This is a genomic window from Streptomyces sp. WAC07094, assembly GCF_036320405.1.
In the GTDB taxonomy this organism is placed as follows: domain Bacteria; phylum Actinomycetota; class Actinomycetes; order Streptomycetales; family Streptomycetaceae; genus Streptomyces; species Streptomyces lannensis.
Window position 1 is genome coordinate 2,230,782 of record NZ_JAVMJZ010000001.1, and the last position, 18,322, is coordinate 2,249,103.

Annotated in this window: 14 protein-coding genes; 6 read left to right on the forward strand and 8 right to left on the reverse strand. The window is 71.3% G+C overall.

Annotation, left to right across the window (positions count from 1 at the left end; translation table 11 throughout):
- Positions 1-32: 32 nt before the first annotated feature.
- Positions 33-995: an LCP family protein gene (locus RCR19_RS09760; protein ID WP_331264787.1), complete on the reverse strand. Its 963-nt coding sequence runs from the start codon at positions 993-995 to the stop codon at positions 33-35.
- A 568-nt stretch (positions 996-1,563) separates the two neighbouring features.
- On the opposite strand from RCR19_RS09760, the gene RCR19_RS09765 reads away from it, so the two are divergent.
- Positions 1,564-2,967, forward strand: a complete 1,404-nt coding sequence (locus RCR19_RS09765; protein ID WP_331264788.1) for an exopolysaccharide biosynthesis polyprenyl glycosylphosphotransferase — start codon at positions 1,564-1,566, stop codon at positions 2,965-2,967.
- A gap of 71 nt (positions 2,968-3,038) precedes the next feature.
- Here RCR19_RS09765 and RCR19_RS09770 read toward each other — a convergent pair whose 3' ends face one another.
- Complete coding sequence (locus RCR19_RS09770; RefSeq protein WP_331264789.1) at positions 3,039-3,983, reverse strand: GDP-L-fucose synthase; 945 nt, start codon at positions 3,981-3,983, stop codon at positions 3,039-3,041.
- A gap of 152 nt (positions 3,984-4,135) precedes the next feature.
- On the opposite strand from RCR19_RS09770, the gene gmd reads away from it, so the two are divergent.
- The 3 genes from gmd to RCR19_RS09785 all read left to right on the forward strand — a co-directional run bounded on the left by gmd (position 4,136) and on the right by RCR19_RS09785 (position 8,933).
- Complete coding sequence (gmd, locus tag RCR19_RS09775) at positions 4,136-5,149, forward strand: GDP-mannose 4,6-dehydratase (protein ID WP_331264790.1); 1,014 nt, start codon at positions 4,136-4,138, stop codon at positions 5,147-5,149.
- Positions 5,150-5,386: 237 nt separating this feature from the next.
- Positions 5,387-8,110, forward strand: coding sequence for a LamG-like jellyroll fold domain-containing protein (locus RCR19_RS09780; RefSeq protein WP_331264791.1), 2,724 nt, complete (start codon positions 5,387-5,389; stop codon positions 8,108-8,110).
- A gap of 127 nt (positions 8,111-8,237) precedes the next feature.
- Positions 8,238-8,933, forward strand: a complete 696-nt coding sequence (locus tag RCR19_RS09785) for a hypothetical protein (protein ID WP_331264792.1) — start codon at positions 8,238-8,240, stop codon at positions 8,931-8,933.
- Here the strand turns inward: RCR19_RS09785 and RCR19_RS09790 are convergent.
- The gene (locus RCR19_RS09790; protein WP_331264793.1) at positions 8,912-10,039 is read right to left on the reverse strand and encodes a glycosyltransferase; all 1,128 of its coding nucleotides are present in this window, start codon (positions 10,037-10,039) and stop codon (positions 8,912-8,914) included. The genes RCR19_RS09785 and RCR19_RS09790 overlap by 22 nt on opposite strands.
- Positions 10,036-10,575 carry a WcaF family extracellular polysaccharide biosynthesis acetyltransferase gene (locus tag RCR19_RS09795; RefSeq protein ID WP_331264794.1) on the reverse strand — a complete coding sequence of 180 codons (540 nt, stop codon included), beginning with the start codon at positions 10,573-10,575 and terminating at the stop codon, positions 10,036-10,038. The genes RCR19_RS09790 and RCR19_RS09795 overlap by 4 nt, the downstream gene beginning before the upstream one ends.
- 123 nt (positions 10,576-10,698) lie before the next feature.
- Between RCR19_RS09795 and RCR19_RS09800 the strand changes: the two genes are divergently transcribed.
- On the forward strand, positions 10,699-12,207 hold the full coding sequence (locus tag RCR19_RS09800) for a hypothetical protein (RefSeq protein ID WP_331264795.1): 1,509 nt from the start codon (positions 10,699-10,701) through the stop codon (positions 12,205-12,207).
- Positions 12,208-12,224: 17 nt separating this feature from the next.
- Here RCR19_RS09800 and RCR19_RS09805 read toward each other — a convergent pair whose 3' ends face one another.
- From RCR19_RS09805 to RCR19_RS09815, 3 genes are read right to left on the reverse strand one after another with little or no spacing between them, the layout of a single operon-like run.
- Complete coding sequence (locus tag RCR19_RS09805; protein WP_331264796.1) at positions 12,225-13,529, reverse strand: hypothetical protein; 1,305 nt, start codon at positions 13,527-13,529, stop codon at positions 12,225-12,227.
- Positions 13,526-15,217: a lipopolysaccharide biosynthesis protein gene (locus RCR19_RS09810; RefSeq protein ID WP_331264797.1), complete on the reverse strand. Its 1,692-nt coding sequence runs from the start codon at positions 15,215-15,217 to the stop codon at positions 13,526-13,528. The genes RCR19_RS09805 and RCR19_RS09810 overlap by 4 nt, the downstream gene beginning before the upstream one ends.
- The gene (locus RCR19_RS09815; protein ID WP_331269396.1) at positions 15,214-16,419 is read right to left on the reverse strand and encodes a glycosyltransferase family 4 protein; all 1,206 of its coding nucleotides are present in this window, start codon (positions 16,417-16,419) and stop codon (positions 15,214-15,216) included. Before RCR19_RS09815 ends, RCR19_RS09810 begins: the two co-directional genes overlap by 4 nt.
- Before the next feature lie 362 nt (positions 16,420-16,781).
- Here RCR19_RS09815 and RCR19_RS09820 point away from each other — a divergent pair, with 362 nt between their 5' ends.
- Complete coding sequence (locus RCR19_RS09820; RefSeq protein ID WP_059132157.1) at positions 16,782-17,261, forward strand: adenylyltransferase/cytidyltransferase family protein; 480 nt, start codon at positions 16,782-16,784, stop codon at positions 17,259-17,261.
- Here the strand turns inward: RCR19_RS09820 and RCR19_RS09825 are convergent.
- Positions 17,221-17,943 carry a CDP-alcohol phosphatidyltransferase family protein gene (locus RCR19_RS09825; RefSeq protein ID WP_331264798.1) on the reverse strand — a complete coding sequence of 241 codons (723 nt, stop codon included), beginning with the start codon at positions 17,941-17,943 and terminating at the stop codon, positions 17,221-17,223. The genes RCR19_RS09820 and RCR19_RS09825 overlap by 41 nt on opposite strands.
- Positions 17,944-18,322: the final 379 nt, after the last annotated feature.

Here is an 18,322-nt window from a genome sequence, read left to right on the forward strand (position 1 = left end):
GCCGGGCATCTCCGGCGGTCGTCGACGTGCCGTCAGGGGGTCGTGGCCCCGAGCCGGTCGGCGTCGTGCGACTGCAGGTAGATGTCGACGGCGTCCTCGCGCATGGCCCGCCACAGATCGGCACCGGCGCCGGGGTCCAGGAGGACCACGGACTGGCCGGAGATCATGTCGGTTCCCTTGGCGGGAGCGTTCATGAAGACCATGTTCCCCGGCCGGACCTTCTTGTTGTCCCACAGCAGGGCGCGCAGGTCGCCGTCGTCGAGCCGGTCGTCGACGCTCACGGCGGCGGTGAGATCGTCCAGCACCTCGGCGCCCTTGACGGGGTTGGAGAAGGTCGAGGGCCGCATCACCTTCGCCAGCAGCGTGCGCAGGAAGTACTGCTGACGGTGCGTCCGGTCGAAGTCGCCGCGGGCGAGGTGGTAACGCTCACGCACATAGGCCAGGGCCTGCGTGCCGTTCATGTGGCGGGCGGCGCCGTCCACGACGAGGTCCACTCCGCCCACGGAGTCGGTGAGCTTCTTGAACCCGTCCCAGTCGATGACGGCGAGATGGTCGACGCGCACCTTCGTCAGCCGCTGCACGGTGTCGATGAGCAGCGGCGGTCCGCCCCAGGAGAAGGCGGCGTTGAGCTTGGCCTTGCCGTGTCCGGGGACGTCCACCCATGCGTCGCGGGGCAGCGAGACGACATAGGCGCCCGAGTGGTCCGCCGGGAGGTGGACCAGCATCATCGTGTCGCTGCGCTGGGCCCCGTACTTCCACTCGGGGGCCTTGGCGTCACGGCCCGTGGTCGGCAGCTCGGAGCGGCTGTCGACGCCGACGAGGAGGAAGGTCTGGCCGCCACGGGAGGGCGCCGGCTGAGCCGCCGCGGGCACCTGCGTCGGGAAGACGCCGGAGAGACGGTCGACCTTGCCTGTGTAGTGCTCCACCGCCCACCAGGTGACCCCGCCCACCATGAGCAGACCCACGGCGAGCAGCGTGAACGCTCCGAGGAGCACCCGTCGCGCACGGCTCCTGCGTCGCGGGGATCGCTTCGGTTCGGTTCCGGAGGTGTCAACCCCCTTTTGTGAAGGATCCGTTGAGGCATCGTGAACGCCGTCGACCGCTTCCGGGACCGAAGGACCGGCTCTGCCCGCCCCTTCCTCCCGTTCCGCCGCGTCGTCCCGACCGGTCGCTTCGGCCTCGGCCGTGTTCTTGTCCCCCACCACGAAACCCCCCACGTCAACGCGGTACGGCCCCTTCCGCACCGGGCGCACACTGTAGCCAGCACGTTCGGCGTTCGTGACGCATTCCGCCCGTCCGCCGACCCGGCCGGCCCAAACATCGGACCCTGCGCGGGATTTCGTACGGATCGGCACTTCTCAGCGACGTTCACGTAAACGCTCCCATGCGAGCACAAGTTTGCCGTACTGTTCACCATCGTGCCTCATGTTCGACGAATAGATGTTCGCGACATGAAGCCGCTCGTGCCGCGAAACGTGCCTGGGGGGGTACATGTGGGATGTTCAGGCCGCTGAATCCGACAGATCGCGCAAGGCGCGCTCGCGGGCGCGCTCCTCACTGTGGATGGGACGCAAGTCCCGCTGGTACCTTCCGGCTTGCCTGATCACCGACCTCGTCGGTGCCGGGGTGCCGGTAGCGCTGGTGCTCTCCGCCACCCGTCAGCCGTGGGCGGTGCCGAGCGGTGTCGTCGCGGGACTCGCCTGGGCGGCGGTCCAGCTCTTCCGCTCGCGTTACGCGGCACGCGCCATCGGGGAGAGCCGGGGCACGCTGCCCGTGCTCCACGACTGGTTCATCCTGCTGGGCGTGCTCGCCGTGGGGCACGCCGCAACCGGGACACGACTGCGCGCGCCGCTCTGCCTTGTGGCGCTGCTGCCGGCCCTGCCGCTGACGTTGGCGTGCCGCAAGGTGGTGCACCGTCATCTCGCCGCGGTGCGCCGCAGGGCGCAAGCGGTGATCAAGGTCCTGGTGGTGGGTGAGCCCACCGCGGTGGACGGCGTCACCGCGCATCTCGCCGCGCGCACCGACCACCCGTATGTGGCGGTGGGCGCCGTCCCCGTGGGACGCGGCCCGTTCGCGTCCGGTGTCCGGAGCGGGGAACGGCTCGCCGCCACCGCCCCGGAGTCCCCCACGGAGGACGCCAGCCTGGTGGTCAGTGCGGTGCACCGGCACCGCGCCGACCTGGTGCTGGTCGTCCCGGGCACCGCGCTGTCCGGTGAACGGCTGCGGCGTCTGTCCTGGGGCCTGCACGACGCCGGTGTCGAACTGTTCCTCGCGCCCGGCCTGGTGGAGGTGTCCGTCAAGCGTCTGGAAACCGGGTCCGCCGCAGGGCTGTCGCTGCTGCGCGTGGCCCCACCGGTGCGGGAGGGCGTGCAGCCTCTGCTCAAGGAGGTCATGGACCGCAGCGCCGCCCTGCTGGGCCTACTGGTACTGGCGCCGTTGCTGCTGGTGGTCGCGGCGGCGGTGAAGCTCTCCTCGCGGGGACCCGTTCTTTATCTCCACGAGCGCATCGGCCGGGCCGGACGCCCCTTCGTGATGTGGAAGTTCCGCACGATGCGGGTGGGCGCCGACCGCCAGAAGGCCGCGCTGACGCAGGAGAACGAGAACGACGGCCTGATGTTCAAGATGCGCCGAGATCCCCGGGTCACCCGGGTCGGCCGCTGGCTGCGCCGTACGTCCCTCGACGAACTGCCCCAGCTGGTCAACGTCCTCAAGGGTGACATGTCCCTGGTAGGCCCGCGTCCGCCGCTCGCGGAAGAGGTGGCGCACTACACCTCGGTCGAATGGCGGCGGCTGACGGTACGGCCCGGCATGACCGGGCTTTGGCAGATCAGCGGACGCTCCGACCTGTCCTGGGACGAGACCGTCCAGCTCGATCTCAGCTACGTCGACAACTGGTCGTTCACCAGCGATGTCGATGTCGTGGCCCGTACGTTCCGCGCCGTCGTCGACGGCCGCGGGGCGTACTGAGAGCGCCGCCCGTGGCCGCACAGTGCCTCGGCGCGCGCCGCACGCCGAGGCCCGTACCCGACCGGAGTCCGTCAGCCGTCGAGCCCACCGCGCCAGTGGGCGTAGGTGGCGGCGATGCCGTCGCGCAGCGGGACGGCCGGCTTCCAGCCGAGCTGCGCGAGCCGGGAGATGTCGAGCAGCTTGCGCGGAGTGCCGTCGGGCCGTGTCGTGTCCCAGGCGATACGGCCGGCGAACCCGGTGACCTCCGCGACCGTCCCGGCGAGCTCGCGGATGGTGAGGTCGCTGCCGCAGCCGACGTTGACCGGCTCGTCCCCGTCGTACGAGCGCAGCAGCACGGCGCAGGCGGCGGCGAGATCGTCCACGTGCAGGAACTCCCGGCGCGGGGTGCCGCTGCCCCACAGGACGACCTCCTCCCGTCCCTCGGCCACCGCCTCGTGGAAGCGGCGGATCAGGGCGGGCAGGACGTGCGACGTCTCCAGGTCGAAGTTGTCACCGGGGCCGTAGAGATTGGTCGGCATGGCGCTGATGAAGGAAGCGCCGTACTGCCGCCGGTACGACTGCACCTGGACGATTCCCGCGATCTTCGCGAGGGCGTAGGCCTCGTTGGTGGGCTCCAGCGGACCGGTCAGCAGTGCGTCCTCGGTGATCGGCTGGGCGGCGTGCTTGGGGTAGATGCACGACGACCCCAGGAAGAGCAGCCGGCCCACCCCGGCGGCGTGGGCCCCGGCTATGACGCTGAGCTGGATCTGGAGGTTCTCCTCCAAAAACTGCACCGGCTGAGTGCTGTTGGCCATGATCCCGCCGACCTTCGCGGCGGCGAGCACCACCGCGTCGGGACGCAGAGCGGCCAGTTCGGCCGCCGTGCGTGCGGTGTCACGCAAGTCCAGTTCGGCGCGGGTACGGGTGAGTACCTCGTGCCCGTCGGCGGCGAGCCGGCGGGCCACGGCGGAGCCCACCAGGCCACGGTGGCCGGCGACGAAGACACGGGCACGTTCGGGCAGCAGCGATGCGGTCATGGGCCGGATCATGCCAGGCGCCACGCGATCGACAGGCCCGGATCAGCAACTCTGGCGAAATTTCCCGTAGTTCACGACATACAACCCGCACTCGGCGGGCGTACGGGCCGGATCCGTCCCGCAGACGGGTCCGGCGGGGAGGGGAACACCGCATGACCAAGACCGCACTGATCACCGGGGTGACAGGGCAGGACGGCTCGTACCTGGCGGAGTTGCTGCTGTCGAAGGGGTACCGGGTGCACGGCCTGCTGCGGCGGTCGTCCAGCTTCAACACCGAGCGGATCGACCACATCTACCAGGGACCCCAGGAGGCCGAACGCCACTTCGTGCTGCATCACGCGGACCTCTCCGACGGAGTGGCGCTGGTGAACCTGCTGCGCGACATCCAGCCGGACGAGGTGTACAACCTGGGCGCCCAGTCCCATGTGCGGGTCTCCTTCGACGCGCCGCTCTACACCGGCGACGTGACCGGCCTGAGCACACTGCGGCTGCTGGAAGCAGTCCGGGCGAGCGGGGTGGAGACCCGTGTCTACCAGGCGTCCTCCTCGGAGATGTTCGGTTCCACGCCTCCCCCGCAGAACGAGGACACCCCCTTCCACCCGCGCAGCCCCTACGGCGCCGCGAAGGTCTTCGCGTACTGGACCACCGTCAACTACCGCGAGGCGTACGGGATGTTCGCGGTCAACGGCATCCTCTTCAACCACGAGTCCCCGCGCCGAGGCGAGACCTTCGTGACCCGCAAGATCACCCGAGCCGTCGCACGGATCAAGGCCGGCCTCCAGGACCGCCTCTACCTCGGCAACCTGGACGCCGTACGCGACTGGGGGTACGCGCCGGACTACGTCGAGGCGATGTGGCGGATGCTCCAGCACGACGAGCCGACGGACTACGTGGTCGCCACCGGAGTACCGGCCACCGTGCGGCAGTTCGTGGAGACCGCGTTCGCCCACGTCGGCCTCGACTGGAGCGAGCACGTGCGCTACGACCCCAAGTACGAGCGGCCGAGCGAGGTCGACGCGCTGATAGGGGACGCGTCCAAGGCGCGCGAGACGCTGGGCTGGCGGCCCACCGTCCTGGTGGACGAGCTCGCGCGGATCATGGTCGACGCCGATGTGCGGCAGGTGGACGACCAGCTCGCGGGTGCCGTGGTGCGCATAGACCGCTGACCGCGGGCGCGGCCGTGACGGCCCGCACCCGCCCGTCCCCGACGTCCGGGACGCACGGGGCCGGGGTGAAGACGTTGAAATTTCCTACTAGATGAGTCAAGTGCGTTCCATTGCGTGTCATGTACTCGTATGGTTCGCCAACAAACAAGTTCGAGCGGCCTGTTCGGATCCGGGGGACACCGACACAGGCTCGATGAGGCAGAGGGCCCACGACCGGGCCCGGAAGCCGGGGGGTACATGCAAAGATCCAGAGGGCTCAGTGCCGCCCTCGTCCTGTCCACCGCGGCGGGTCTGGGCCTGGTGGCCCTGCCGCAGCCGGCTGCCGCGCTCACCCCGCCCGTCGCCTTCACAGCCGACGATCTGCCGACCTGGCAGACCAACGGCATCGTGTGGGCCCTGGCGGAGGCGCACGGCACGGTCTTCGCGGGCGGCACCTTCTCGCAGGTGCGCCCGCCGGATGGAGAAAGCGGCACCGCGCAGACCGCGGTGAACTTCGTCGCGCTGGACGCGGCGACCGGCGATCCCACGTCGTGCAAGCTGTCCTTCACCATCGGAAGCGGCACCGCGACCGTTCGGGCGCTCGCCGTCTCACCGGACAAGAAGACGCTGTACGCGGGCGGTTACTTCGGCGCGGTCAACGGCACGCAGGTCAGCAGCCTCGCCGCCATCGACATCGCCACCTGCACGCCCAAGGCGAACTTCCACCCGAGCGTCTCCGCCACCGTACGGGCGCTCGCGGTCACGGACGACACCGTCTATCTGGGCGGGGACTTCTCCTCCGTCGCCGGCAGCGCGCACGCGCGGTACGCGGCGGTCGACGCCACCAGTGGCGCGGTCAAGCCGTTCCAGGCCGACGTCGACGAGCCCGGCCGGGCCGTCGCGGTCACCCCGGACGGCAAGGACGTGATCCTCGGCGGTGACTTCTTCACCGTCAACGGCGCGAACTCGCACGCCCTCGCCGTCGTCGACGCGACCACGGGCGCCAATGTCCGCACCTATCCGGGGTTCATCGAGACCAACTCCGTGGTCAAGGCGCTCGACACGGACGGCACGGGCTTCTACACCGGCAACGAGGGCACCGGCGGCGGCGTCTTCGACGGCCGCATCGCGCTCGATCTGTCCACGCTCGACCAGCGCTGGCGCGACACCTGCCTCGGCGCCACCCAGGCCGTCAAGTCGTACCAGGACGTGCTGTACAGCGCCTCACACGCCCACGACTGCTCCAGCGTCGGGGAGTTCCCCGACGGGCGACGCCATCACCTGCTCGCGGAGCCGACCACCGGCACCAACAAGCTGGGCTGGTTCCCGGACACCAACGACGGCCTGGGCGAGGGCATCGGCCCGCGCGCCATGGTGGTCTCCGAGACGTCCGACAACAAGTACATGTGGGTCGGCGGCGAGTTCACCACGGTCAACGGCTCGGCGGCTCAGGGTCTGACGCGCTTCGCCGCCTCGCCCGACACCGGCGCGCCGACGGTGCCGTCGGTCAGCGCCGAGTCCGTGAAGCCGACCGAGACGCACATCCGGTGGCGCGCGAGCCTCGACACGGACGACACCGAGCTGACCTACAAGGTGTACCGCAACGGCGGTTCCACACCCGTGTACACCGTCGACGGCGACTCCGTGGAGTGGTCGCGCCCGCAGCTGTCGTTCACCGACAAGAACGTCACCGCAGGATCCACCTACACCTACCGGGTGACGGCCACCGACGGCGCGGGCAACGCCTCCGCACTGTCCGCCGCCGCCACGGTGACGGTGCCGACCTCCGCCCAGAAGTACGCGGCGAAGGTGCTCGACGACGGTGCGAACCTGTACTGGCGCTACGACGAGTCCGCCACTCCGTTCGTGGGTGACACCTCGCCCGGCGACCAGAGCGGCATCCACCTCAACGGGCCCTCGCTGCGCCAGACGCCGGCCGCCGTGACCGGTCCGTCCACCGCCATCGGCTTCGACGGCACCGACCAGATCGTCTACAGCGACAAGCGCACCACGGTGCCGAGCCAGTACTCGATCGAGACCTGGTTCAAGACGACCACCACCCGGGGCGGCAAGCTCGTCGGGTTCGGCGACAACACCACACGGGCCAGCGGCCAGTACGACAAGCACGTCTACATGCGCAACGACGGCCGACTGGTCTTCGGCGTGTGGACCGGCTCCGCCCGCACCGTCACCTCGCCCGCCGCCTACAACGACGGTGCCTGGCACCACGTCGTCGCCACTCAGGGAGCCTCCGGGATGGTGCTCTACGTGGACGGCAGCCAGGTCGGCACGCTCGCCGAGACCAACAGCCAGCCCTACAGCGGGTACTGGCACGTCGGCGGCGACAACCTCAACGGATGGCCCAACCAGCCCTCCAGCAGTTACTTCGCCGGGCAGGTAGACGAGACCGCGATCTACCCGTCGGTGCTGAGCGCGGCCCAGGTGCAGAGCCACTACACCCTGGCCTCGGCCCCGGCCGACAGCGTGCAGACCGTCAGTGCCTCGGACGACACCTATGTCAACGCCGGTGCCGCCGGGACCAATTACGGCACCTCCACCTCGCTGGCGGTGCGCGGCAGCGCGGCGTACGAGACGTATCTGCGCTTCGACCTGCCCTCGGCCCCGGCCGGGACGGTACTCAAGAGCGCGCGGCTCGCGGTGAAGACCACCACCCTGAGCAGCGCGGGCAGTACGGACGACATCTCCGTGCGGCCGGTCACCGGAAGCTGGACGGAGGCCGGAACCACCTTCACCTCCAGGCCCGCGGTGTCTTCGACCGTGGTCGGCACCCTGAGCGGAGCCACGGACCTCTCGACGGTCTACTCGGCGACGCTCGACACCGCTGCGCTCACCCCGGCCCTGGGCGGCGCCTACGACCTGGCGCTCACCAGCACCGGGGCGGACGCGTTGTGGCTGTGGTCCAGTGAGGCGCCGGCCGCGGAGAACACCCCGCAGCTGGTACTCACCTTCGGGGCGCCCTGACCCTCCGGGGCGTCCCGGCGTGCGGGGCACCGGTCCGAGCGCCGGTGCTCCGCACGCCCCGCTCGGGCCCGCACTTCTGTGCGGGCCCGCCACCATACCCAGGCCCGCTGGGGCCGCAGGAGCCACCATGCACACTCGCACTCTTCGGCCTCGCCGGCGCGGTGCCACAGCCGGCGCCGTCGCTCTCACCGCGCTCTTCGCGCTCGCCGGCTGCAGCTCGGGGGGCGGCACGCAGGCGAAGCCGGAAGCCACGCAGCGCATCTCCGACGAGCAGGCCGCCGCCGTGCCCGACGACCAGGCGAGCCCCGCTTCCCGGAGCACCCCGACACCCGCCAAGGGCCCGGTGCTGCCCGACGCGAAGCTCACCCCGGTGACCGGTTCCTTCACCGCGAAGGAGAAGAAGTACCTGCACGGCCGGGTACCGGCGAACATGGACCCGGCCGCCGTGCTCGAGGTCGGCCAGGAGGCCTGCCAGCGCATCGAGCGCACCGCCGCCCACGACAAGGACGCCGCGGTCGGCGCGCTCATCGCCGGGGACGTGCCGTCGGCCGACGACGCGATCGACGTGCTGTGCCCGAAGCAGAAGCCCCTGCTCGACATCGCCGCGACCGGTTTCGCCGACGGAACGCGCAAGACACCGCGGCCGGGCACCTACCGGGCGCTGACCACCTCCAAGGGCTGCACCTGGAAGTCGCTGGGAGCCGGCGACAAGGTACTGGCCTCCGGGCCGGGACCGGGCGGCGCGAAGAAGGTGACCGCGAAGATCCCGGCCGGGACCCGTACGTTCGTCTCGTCGGGCTGCTACGCCTGGCTTCCGGCGTAGGCCCGCTCGTACACGTCGAGCAAGGTGCCGAGGACCACGTCCATGGAGAACGCGTCGGCGGTGAGCTTGCGGGCCGCCGCCGACGCGGACGGCCGCACGGACGGCTCCAGCAGGTCGAGCACCGCCGGGGCGATACCGTCGGGGCCGGTCACCACACGTCCGGCACCGGCCCGGTCCACATCGCGGGCCAGACCGTTGGAGTCGGTCACGACGACCGGGGTGCCCGCGGCCATGGCCTCGAGGACCGACATCGGGAAGGGCTCGTCCACCGACGGCAGCACATAGACGTGTGCCCGCCGCAGCTCCTCGAGCATGCGGTCCCCGGTGAGCGGTCCCGGGCAGCTCACCTTCCCCGCCAGCCCCAGTTCGTCGATCCGCCGCCGCACGGCGGCGAGTTCGCCCTCGTCCGGGCCGGCCACGACGAAGGTCGCTCCCGGATGCCGGGCCAGGATCGCGGGCGCCGCGTCCACCAGGTCGACGGGGCGCTTGCGGGCCTGGAGCCGGGCCGCGTACAGGATGCGCGGCGGCCCCTGGGGGGCCGCGGCCTCGGGCTGTGCGGGAACGCCGTTGACCAGACGGACGGCGCGGGCGAGACCCGCCGCGCCCACCACGGCCTCAAGATCGCGGAGTTCGTGTGCCGTGAGATGCAGCACTGCGGCGGCGCGGCGCAGCACCCGGCGCACCGCGACCGCGTCGAGCAGCCGGGCCGACAGCCGCTCGCTGGGGTCGACCATGCCGTGCGTCTGCAGCACGAGGGGCCGCCCGGCGCGCAGCGCGGCCAGCGCGACCGGCAGCGTCACCAGATCGCGTGCGAGGTGCACATGGACCACGTCGGCGCCGCGCACCAGCCGGTGGGCGCCGGCGAGGAGCGACGGGGAGGTCAGTCCGCTGAAGCCCAACGGCAGAATCCTGCGCGCCTGATGGAGCCGGACGGGTACGCCCTCCACCTCCTGGGGCAGCGGCCGCGGAAAGCCGTCGGCCAGGGCGGTGAGGCGGGCGTCGTGTCCGCGTTCGCGCAGGCCACGGCAGAGGTTGAGGGCGACCCGGACCGGGCCGCCGAAGGCGTGGGTCGTGCTGTGCAGGGTGACCGCGTGCAGCACTCTCACGCCGGCTCCTCGACGGGACGGCGCCGGTTGTCGGCGGTGTGCAGGGTCAGTTCCGGAAGATCCTGGTGGAGGACCGCGCCGGCGCCGACCACGGCGCACCGGCCGACCTTCACTCCGGCGAGGACCGTGGCGCGGGCGGCGATCCAGGCGCCGTCGTCCACAGTGATCGGCGCGTTGCGGTAACGGAAGTCGGCGGCGCGATGGTCGTGGCTGCCGGTGCACAGCAGGGCTTCCTGCGACACGCACACATGGGCGCCGAGGGTGACCGGCTCCAGGTTGAGGATCCAGGCGCCCTCGCCGATCCAGGCGTGGTCCCCGACCGTCAGCTTCCACGGCCACAGCACCCGCACCCGGTGGCGGACGAGCACCCCCGTACCGATGTCGGCGCCGAAGGCGCGCAGCAGCGCCACCCTGACGCGAGCGGGCGTGAACCACGCCATGAAGACCGTGTTCATCACCGCGAACCAGAGCGCCTGGACGAGTCTGCCGCGCCCCTTGTCGTATCCGGCCAGTGTGAAGGCCGGGAGATCACGCATCGATCCATCCCCCCAACGGCGCCTCCCCTGACGCCCCTTCGTCACACTCTAGTAGCTGACCGTTCACCGCAGGCGGAGCGTCGGTAGACTGCGGCGGGGATCTTTTCCGGGGGCGGGGGCGCCATGACGCAGCAGACGGACCGGGGTGCGACGACGGCGCCCGAGACACCGCGGCCGGGTTGGCCGGAGCGCACCGCGCTGCCGCCCTTCTCACCGCGCACGCTGCTCTCGCGCGCGCTGTCCGTCCCGCTCGTGCTCGGCTTCTCGGTGTTCCTGCCGCTGCTGGTGCTGGTCCAGCCCGGCACGGGCCCGCGCGACGCGGCGCTGTGGGTGCAGTTGGCGCTGACGATGTACGCGGGCATCCGGCTGTCCTCGATGATCCTCACCAGCCGCCGCAAGCTGCTCGCCGGTTCGTTCTGGCTGTTCGTCTACATGGCGATGGGAGTGGCACCGCTCGCCCAGGCCGTGCTCGGCCGCACACCGACCCCGGTGGTGGGGTCGCGCAGCGACCTGACCGAAGCGGTCTCGCTCGTCCTGATCGGCTGTGTCGCCTTCGACATCGGCTCGCTGCTGGCCCGTCAGCGGCCGGGCCGGGAGCGGAACGACACCGTGCGCCCGGCGCTGGTGCACCGTCGCCGCCTGTACCTGCTGACGCTCGTCGCCTTTGTCGGGTCGGCGCTCCTCGTGGTCAAGCTCGGCGGCCCGGCGGTCTTCTTCACCAGCCGTCAGGAGATCATCAGCAGCGTCGAGGAGTCGGGGCTCTCCCAGGCCGACTCGCAGGCGGGCCAGGCGATCGTACGGGGCTTCGGCACCGTGCCCGCCCTCATCGCCTGGCTGGTGTACACACGGTGGCTGGTGACCTCGCGCAGGGCCCGCCGTTCCGTGCTGATCATCGCCGTGTGGCTGGCGCTCGCCGCGCTGAACGCTCTGGTCAACAACCCGATATCCAACCCGCGCTTCTGGTTCCTCACCGTCCTGTTCTCACTGCTGTTCACCGTGTTCCCGGTGAGCGCCGCGATGTACCGGATCGCTCTGAGCCTGGGTGTGGTGGTGGCGCTCGTCGTCTTCCCGTTCGCGGACCGGTTCCGCTACGACGACGCCAACTACCGCCCGATCCAGACCACTTCACCCCTGGAGCCGCTGGCCCTCAAGGACTACGACCAGGTCGGCATGTTCGCCAACACCGTCACCTATGTGCGGTCGGGGCCAGGGCACACCTACGGTCGCCAGCTGGCGGGCGCGGTGCTGTTCGCCGTTCCCCGGTCGGTGTGGCCGGGCAAGCCGATGGACACCGGTGTGGTGATCGGCCAGTGGATGGGGGCCACCAACACCAATCTCTCGTCCCCGGTGTGGGCCGAGTTGTGGATCGACTTCGGTCCGGTCGGTATGTCGGCCGGGTTCATGGCCCTCGGGTACGCGGCGGCGCGGGTCGACCGCCGCTATGCGCGCCGTGCGGTGCGCCGGTCCCCGCCGGGCAGTCTGATCGCGCTGACCGTGCCGCTGGTCGCCGGGTACTCCTTCATCCTGCTCCGGGGGCCCCTGTTGCAGGCGTCGGGGCGTGTGGCGATCGCGGCGTGCTGCATCGCGCTGATCACCACGTTCCGGCAGGACCGGGCGGCCGGGCTGCGCTGAGCGGGGCCGGTCGGCTCTCAGCCCGTGGGGACCGCCGGGACCGGGGCCGCCGCGGGCTGCTCCTCCACACGCAGACGGGCGACGCGTGTCCAGGCCGCCACCGCCTTCAGCGCGGAGCCCGCGGCAAGTCCCCAGGCGGCGCCGAGCGCCGAGCCGGTCAGCGCGTATCCACCGAGCATGAGGACGACCGAGAGCAGCGAGAACACCACCTGCACCGACAGCGTGGCACGCGGGCTGAGCACCCGCAGGGTCACCAGGGCACAGGTGCCGAGGCCCATCACCGCGTACTGGGCGCCCGAGGCGGGCAGCAGCGCGGAGGCCGACTGCCAGGTGGCCCCGAGGAGTTGACGCCCCATGCCGTCGGGCAGGGCGTACAGCACCAGTCCCCAGGCTAGACCGACGGCACAGAGCACCGCGCCGAGTCCGGCGGCGGCGCGGGCGGTGGCCCGGCGGCCCCCGAGCCGGCTCAGCAGCGGCGGCCCGAACGCGTTGACCGAGTTGAACAGGACGTTGAGCGGGCCGAAGAGCGTGGTGGCACCGCGCAGCGCTCCGACCGCCAGCGGGGCGGCGAACAGCCCGAGGCCCAGCACGGCGAGCTGGCTGGAGGCGTTGCCCACGGCGAACTCCACCACGAAACGCTGTCCCAGATGACCCCGGCGCACATAGGGCAACAGGTCGGCCCGGGTGCCGCGCACATGGGGCCACAACAGGAAGAGGCCGAGCAGCAGTGCAGGCACGGCGGACAGTCCCCACACGGCCACGAGCAGCCCCGGGGAGGTGTGCCGGGGCTGAAGCAGCAACGCGGGCACCACACACACCAGGCGCAGGCTGTCCGCGGCCAGCGCCAGTCCGGGGCGCCGCAGGGTGGAGAACGCGTAGCGCAGCCCGTCCTGCACCAGCACCAGCGGCAGTACGAGACCGAGGGCGAGGAAGGCTCCGCCCGGCCCGGCCCAGCCGCCGGTGAGGGCGGCGGATCCCGCGCCGACGGCGGTGAGCAGGACGCCGACGGCGGTGGCGCCCAGCGCGGTGAACACAATCGCGGACCGGCAGGCGGCACCCGTCGTCGCGGTACCGCCGCGGATGAGCACGACCGCCTGGCCCACGTACGCCATGTTGAGGCCGAGCAGCACCGTGAAGGTCAGGTAGACCATCGAGAAGGTGGCGAACCCGTGCGCGGTGGAGACACGGGCGGCGATGACCAGCACGGCGATGTTGGTGAGGCTGGACGCCGCCTGGTCGAGCACCGAGGCGAACGCGGCCGTCGAACGCCGCGGTTCCCGCGACGGGCCTTGGGCCGGCCCCTGGTCCCCCGCGGCTGTCACCGGTCCCCCGAGCGGACGGTGCGCAGAGCGATCGTGTCGCTGCCGTCACCGTCGATGTGCCGCTCGGTCTCGAGGCGGGTGTCGGGCCGGGCCGCCGACCGGACCGCCGGGCTCTTGGCCGCACGGCGCCGGGAGTCGCGGCGGGCGGCCGCCTCGCGCCGGTGCGAATCGGTGTGCGTCACCGCGCCGAGCACGGTCCCGCCGGCACCGACGATCAGCTCACGGATGCGGACGAGGTCGGCGCGGTGCACGGTGCGCGGGTCGCAGACGATGAGCACCCCGTCCACGCGGTCGACGAGCGCGAGGGCGTCGGCATAGGCGAGGACGGGCGGGGCGACGACCACGACGGTGGCGTCGGGGTCGTCGGCCTCGGCGATCAGCCTGGTCGTCCGCGCGGAGGTCAGCGCGCGAGGGACGTTGCGCACCCGCTCGCCGGGGACGAGGCCGAAGGCCCCGGACTCCCCCGCGTCGACCAGGAGTTTTCCGGGACCGGGCCACTCGCCCTCGGCGGGCTCGACGGTGCTGCTCCAGCGGGGCCGGGCGGCGGCGGACACATCGAGCCGTTCGGAGAGGGACGGAGTACGCAGGTCGGCCTCCACGAGCAGCACGTTCTTGCCGGTCTCCGCGAAGGACGCGGCGAGGTTGGCCGCGACCGCCACGCTGGATTCCATGGAGCCGCGGGGGGCGACGACGAGCAGCCGGCGCCGGTCCGCGAACCTCTCGTCGTAGGCGAGCCGGAAGGCGATCGAGCGGTACTCCTCGGCCGCCCGGGAGTCGGTGCGGCCGACCACCAGCGCACCGGCCGAGCCGCGCGGCAGCGCGCCGAGGACGGGACCGTGCACCGCGCGGGCCACGTCACCTGCCGAGCGCGGTGCGGGGTCGAAGATCAGGCGCACCCAGGCGCCGAGCAGGCCGAGACCGACGCCGACGAGGCCGCCGAGTCCGAGCGAGAGCGGCAGGCCGGGGCCGTCGGACGAGGTGGGCGCGGTGGCGTTGCGGATCACGTTGCCGGGCGTCATGTCGAGCATCTGCAGGCCGGTGATCTTGCTGCTCAGGTCGGTGATGCGGCTGAGCAGGTTGGCCTGTACGGCATAGGCGGAGTCCGCGGCGGAGCCGTCGGGCAACTGCTTGAGCCGCTGGGAGAGTTCGTCGTTCTGCTTGGCGACGGGATTGAGCTGGTTCCGCAGGCTCTTGAGCATGGCCCCCTGGACGGACTCCCACTGCTCCTTGCGCAGGTCGATGTAGGCCTGGGTGAGGGCGTTGGCGCGGCGCGCCGCCTCCTTCGGGTCGGAACCGGTGTACGAGAAGTGCAGCACGAGGGTCTGCGGCGGGTTGGTGACCTGGAGTCCGTTCTGAAGCCGGTCGACCTCGTCCGCGCCGAGGCCGAGCCGCTTCGCGGCCTCCTCGGCGACCTTGCGGCTGAGCGCCGTCTGCCGCTCGGACCCCATGTTGAGCGCCTTGTCGCTGGACAGGGTCGGCGCGAAGGGGTCGCTGGTGGGAGCGCGCAGCACGATGTCGGTGGTGGCGGCGTAGCTGTCGGCGCCGGTGATGCCGAGCCAGGCACCGGCCAGCAGCCCGACACCGACGCCGCCGCCGATCAGCCAGCGGTAGCGCAGCAGTTGACGGAACTGTTCACGCAACTGCTCCGGCTCGTCCTCGCCCCGGAGGGGAACGTGTGTGTCGCTCACCGGGCAAGACCCCCCAACACCTCGTCGATCAACGCGTCGATCCGCGCAAGACCCGCCTCCCGTGACAGATGGGCAGCCACATGGCGCGGTCCCGCCGCGCCCAACTCGTCTGCCGTCACCGGATCTTCGGCGAGTCTACGCACCGCTGACAGGAACTGATCGGGATTCTCCGGTTCCACCAGCAGACCGGCTCCGGAGCGCAGCACCTCGCGGGCCGTTCCGCCCTCGGCGGCGACGGAGGCGACCACCGGGCGGCCCGCCGCGAAATAGGAGGTGAGCTTGGACGGGACGCTCATGTCGAGGACCGAGGCACGCTGGGTGACGGCGAGCACATCGGCCGCGGCCAGCACGTCGGGGAAGTCCGCGTCGTCCACCGAAGGCAGGAACTCCAGGTTGGGCAGCCCTTCGGCGCGGCGCACGAGGTGCTCGCGCTGATTGCCGTCGCCCATCAGCACCACGCGGGTGGCGGGATCCCGGCGGGCCGCCTCCACCAGCACGTCGAGCCCCTGCTTCAGGCCCATGTTTCCGGAGTGCAGGACCACGGTCTGCTCCGGTCGCCAGCCGAGGCGCTCCCGGGTCTGCGCGCGCAGCGCCGAAGGCGCCTGTATGTGCGACCAGTTGGGGACCAGGCGGATACGGCCCGGGTCCACGCCCATGGCCCGCACCCGTTCGACGAACGTCTCATGGATGACGCCGACGAGGGTGGCGCGCCGCAGCACCCAGGACTCCGCGCGCTCGGCCAGCTCCGCGGCGCGACCGCCCCCCTGGATGCCGGACTGCGCGGCCGCCGCGCCCATGAGGTCCTGCACGACCGGCACGTACGGGGCTCGATGCCGGGCGGCGATACGGGCGCCGAGCACCCCTCCCGCGAGACTGGGCAGTTGGGCGAGGACGGCGTCGAGTCGACCGGTGCGGGGCGGGGCGACAAGACCGTGGGCGAGTATCGACCCCTCGAACAGGGCTCTGCGCAGGGCGCTCTGGCGCGCCGGAACGGTGTGCCGGCGACGGTGCACGATGACCCCGGCACGCTGCTCGGTGGCCCGCCACACCCCGCGGTAGGCGGGATCCAGGCGCCAGGACGGGTAATGGGGAAGCCCGGCCAGTACATGGGTGTCGTGCCCGCGGCTCGCCCAGTGCTCCGCGACGCCGGTGGCGTAGGGGCCGATACCGGTGTGCTCGGGTGCGTAGTTGGTGGACACCACGAGCAATCGGCGTCCGGACGGGGCGGACCCGCCCGACTCGCCGACGGCGACGTCCGGCTCGGTGGTGCGCTGCCGCGGCACGGAGCCGGGTGTGTGCGCGGCCACGCCCCCGTCCCGTTCACGACGCTCGTTGTGGGCCTCTGTCACCAGACGAAACCTTTCCCCCCGGCCGCCTCGGCGGCCTCCCCTGTGCGTCCACGCCTTACCAGGACCCCCCGGTCCCACACCCTGACAGAAGTGAACCAGGACGCACCCTAATTGTTCACCCTTCCTGCACCGAGCATGAACGCTATCGTCAAAGTCTGTGCATCCCCCGCAAAGGGGTGCGCACTGGGGGACACCATCGAACGAGGGGGGCATCTGTGCCATCGAGCAAGCCGTATCGCGTGGGCTACGCGCCGGGCGCCTACGATCTGTTCCACATCGGGCACTTGAACATCCTGCGCCACGCACGCGCCCAGTGCGACTACCTGGTGGCAGGCGTGGTCTCGGACGAGATGGCCGAACGGGCCAAGGGCAGACGGCCGATGATCCCGCTGGTCGAGCGGCTGGAGATCGTCCGCAGCATCCGCTACGTGGACGCCGCGTTCGTCGAGACAGTGCCGGACAAGCTGGAGACGTGGAAGCAGGTCCGCTTCGACGTGCTGTTCAAGGGCGACGACTGGCGGGACACGCCGAAGGGGGAACGCCTGGAGCGGGACTTCGCCACGGTGGGCGTGGACGTCGTCTACTTCCCGTACACCGTGCACACGTCGAGCACCCAGTTGCGACGCGCCATCGACGCCCTCGACGGGACGCGGTTCACCGACGAACTGCGGACAGCTCCCGGAACCACTTGGTGAGGAAGGCGACGAGGAAGAGCGCGGCGGCGACGGCGAGGACGGTGTAGGCCCATCGGAAGGCGCCGCCGCCACCGAGCAGCAGGAACACCAGGCAGAACACCCCGTGGTCGACCGGCAGCAGGGCCACCGCGCGTGCCGTGGAGGGCTCGGCGCGGTCGCCCGGGGCCGCCTTGGGCTTGAGCTGCTCGGTGAGCAATCCGCCGAAGAACGTGACGACGGCGGCGAGTTGGAAGCCGAGCGGCACCAGCAGCCAGCCGGCGGCCTCGGTCCCGAAGTGATCGGGGTGCCGGTAGAAGGAGATCAGCACGGCGGTGTGCAACGCGGTGATCTTGGCGCAGTCGACCACATGGTCGAGCCACTCACCCACCGCGCTGCCGCCGCCGCGCAGCCGGGCGAGCTGCCCGTCGGCGGAGTCGAAGGCGAACCCCACCGCGAGCCCCAGCCACACCACCAGGCCCACGGCCCAGGTGGGCTCGGCGAGCGCCGCCACCACAACGGCAGCGAAGCTGAACGCCGCGCTGATCGCGGTGACATGATTCGGTGTCAGCCCGACCCGGTAGGCGCCGGCGGCCAGATACCGGCCCGCGGGCCGGTTCACGAACCGCGAATACAGCGACACACCCTTCGCGCTCTTCTGCGCGGACTTCAGCCGTATCAGCGCGGACGTCGTCGTAGTGCTCATCGATCCCCCCGGATCTCATGACCTCACCGGTCACTCCCCTGATCCACATCATCACAGCTGACCGCGTGCGATGGCGAGTGATCGGAGAACTGACCGGAAACCAGGGGTGTCGTCGCGGCGGCGTAGAGGGAGTCGGTGCGGCCGGTCGCAGCCCGGTGTCCCGTCCGCTCCTGGGAGACCGGCGGCATCGGGAACGTGAAGGCCGGACGGCTCTTCGGCCGACCGGAACGACCATGCACCCGGGCACCTTTGACGTCCGGGACCTACGGGCGGCCGGCGATCTGCGGAAACCGTAACGCCGTTCGGCGTCGTTCATGTCGAAGCCGCTCGGCTCACGGAGCCGGCGCGTCCCGCACCACGGCGGTCTCGCGGACGACGG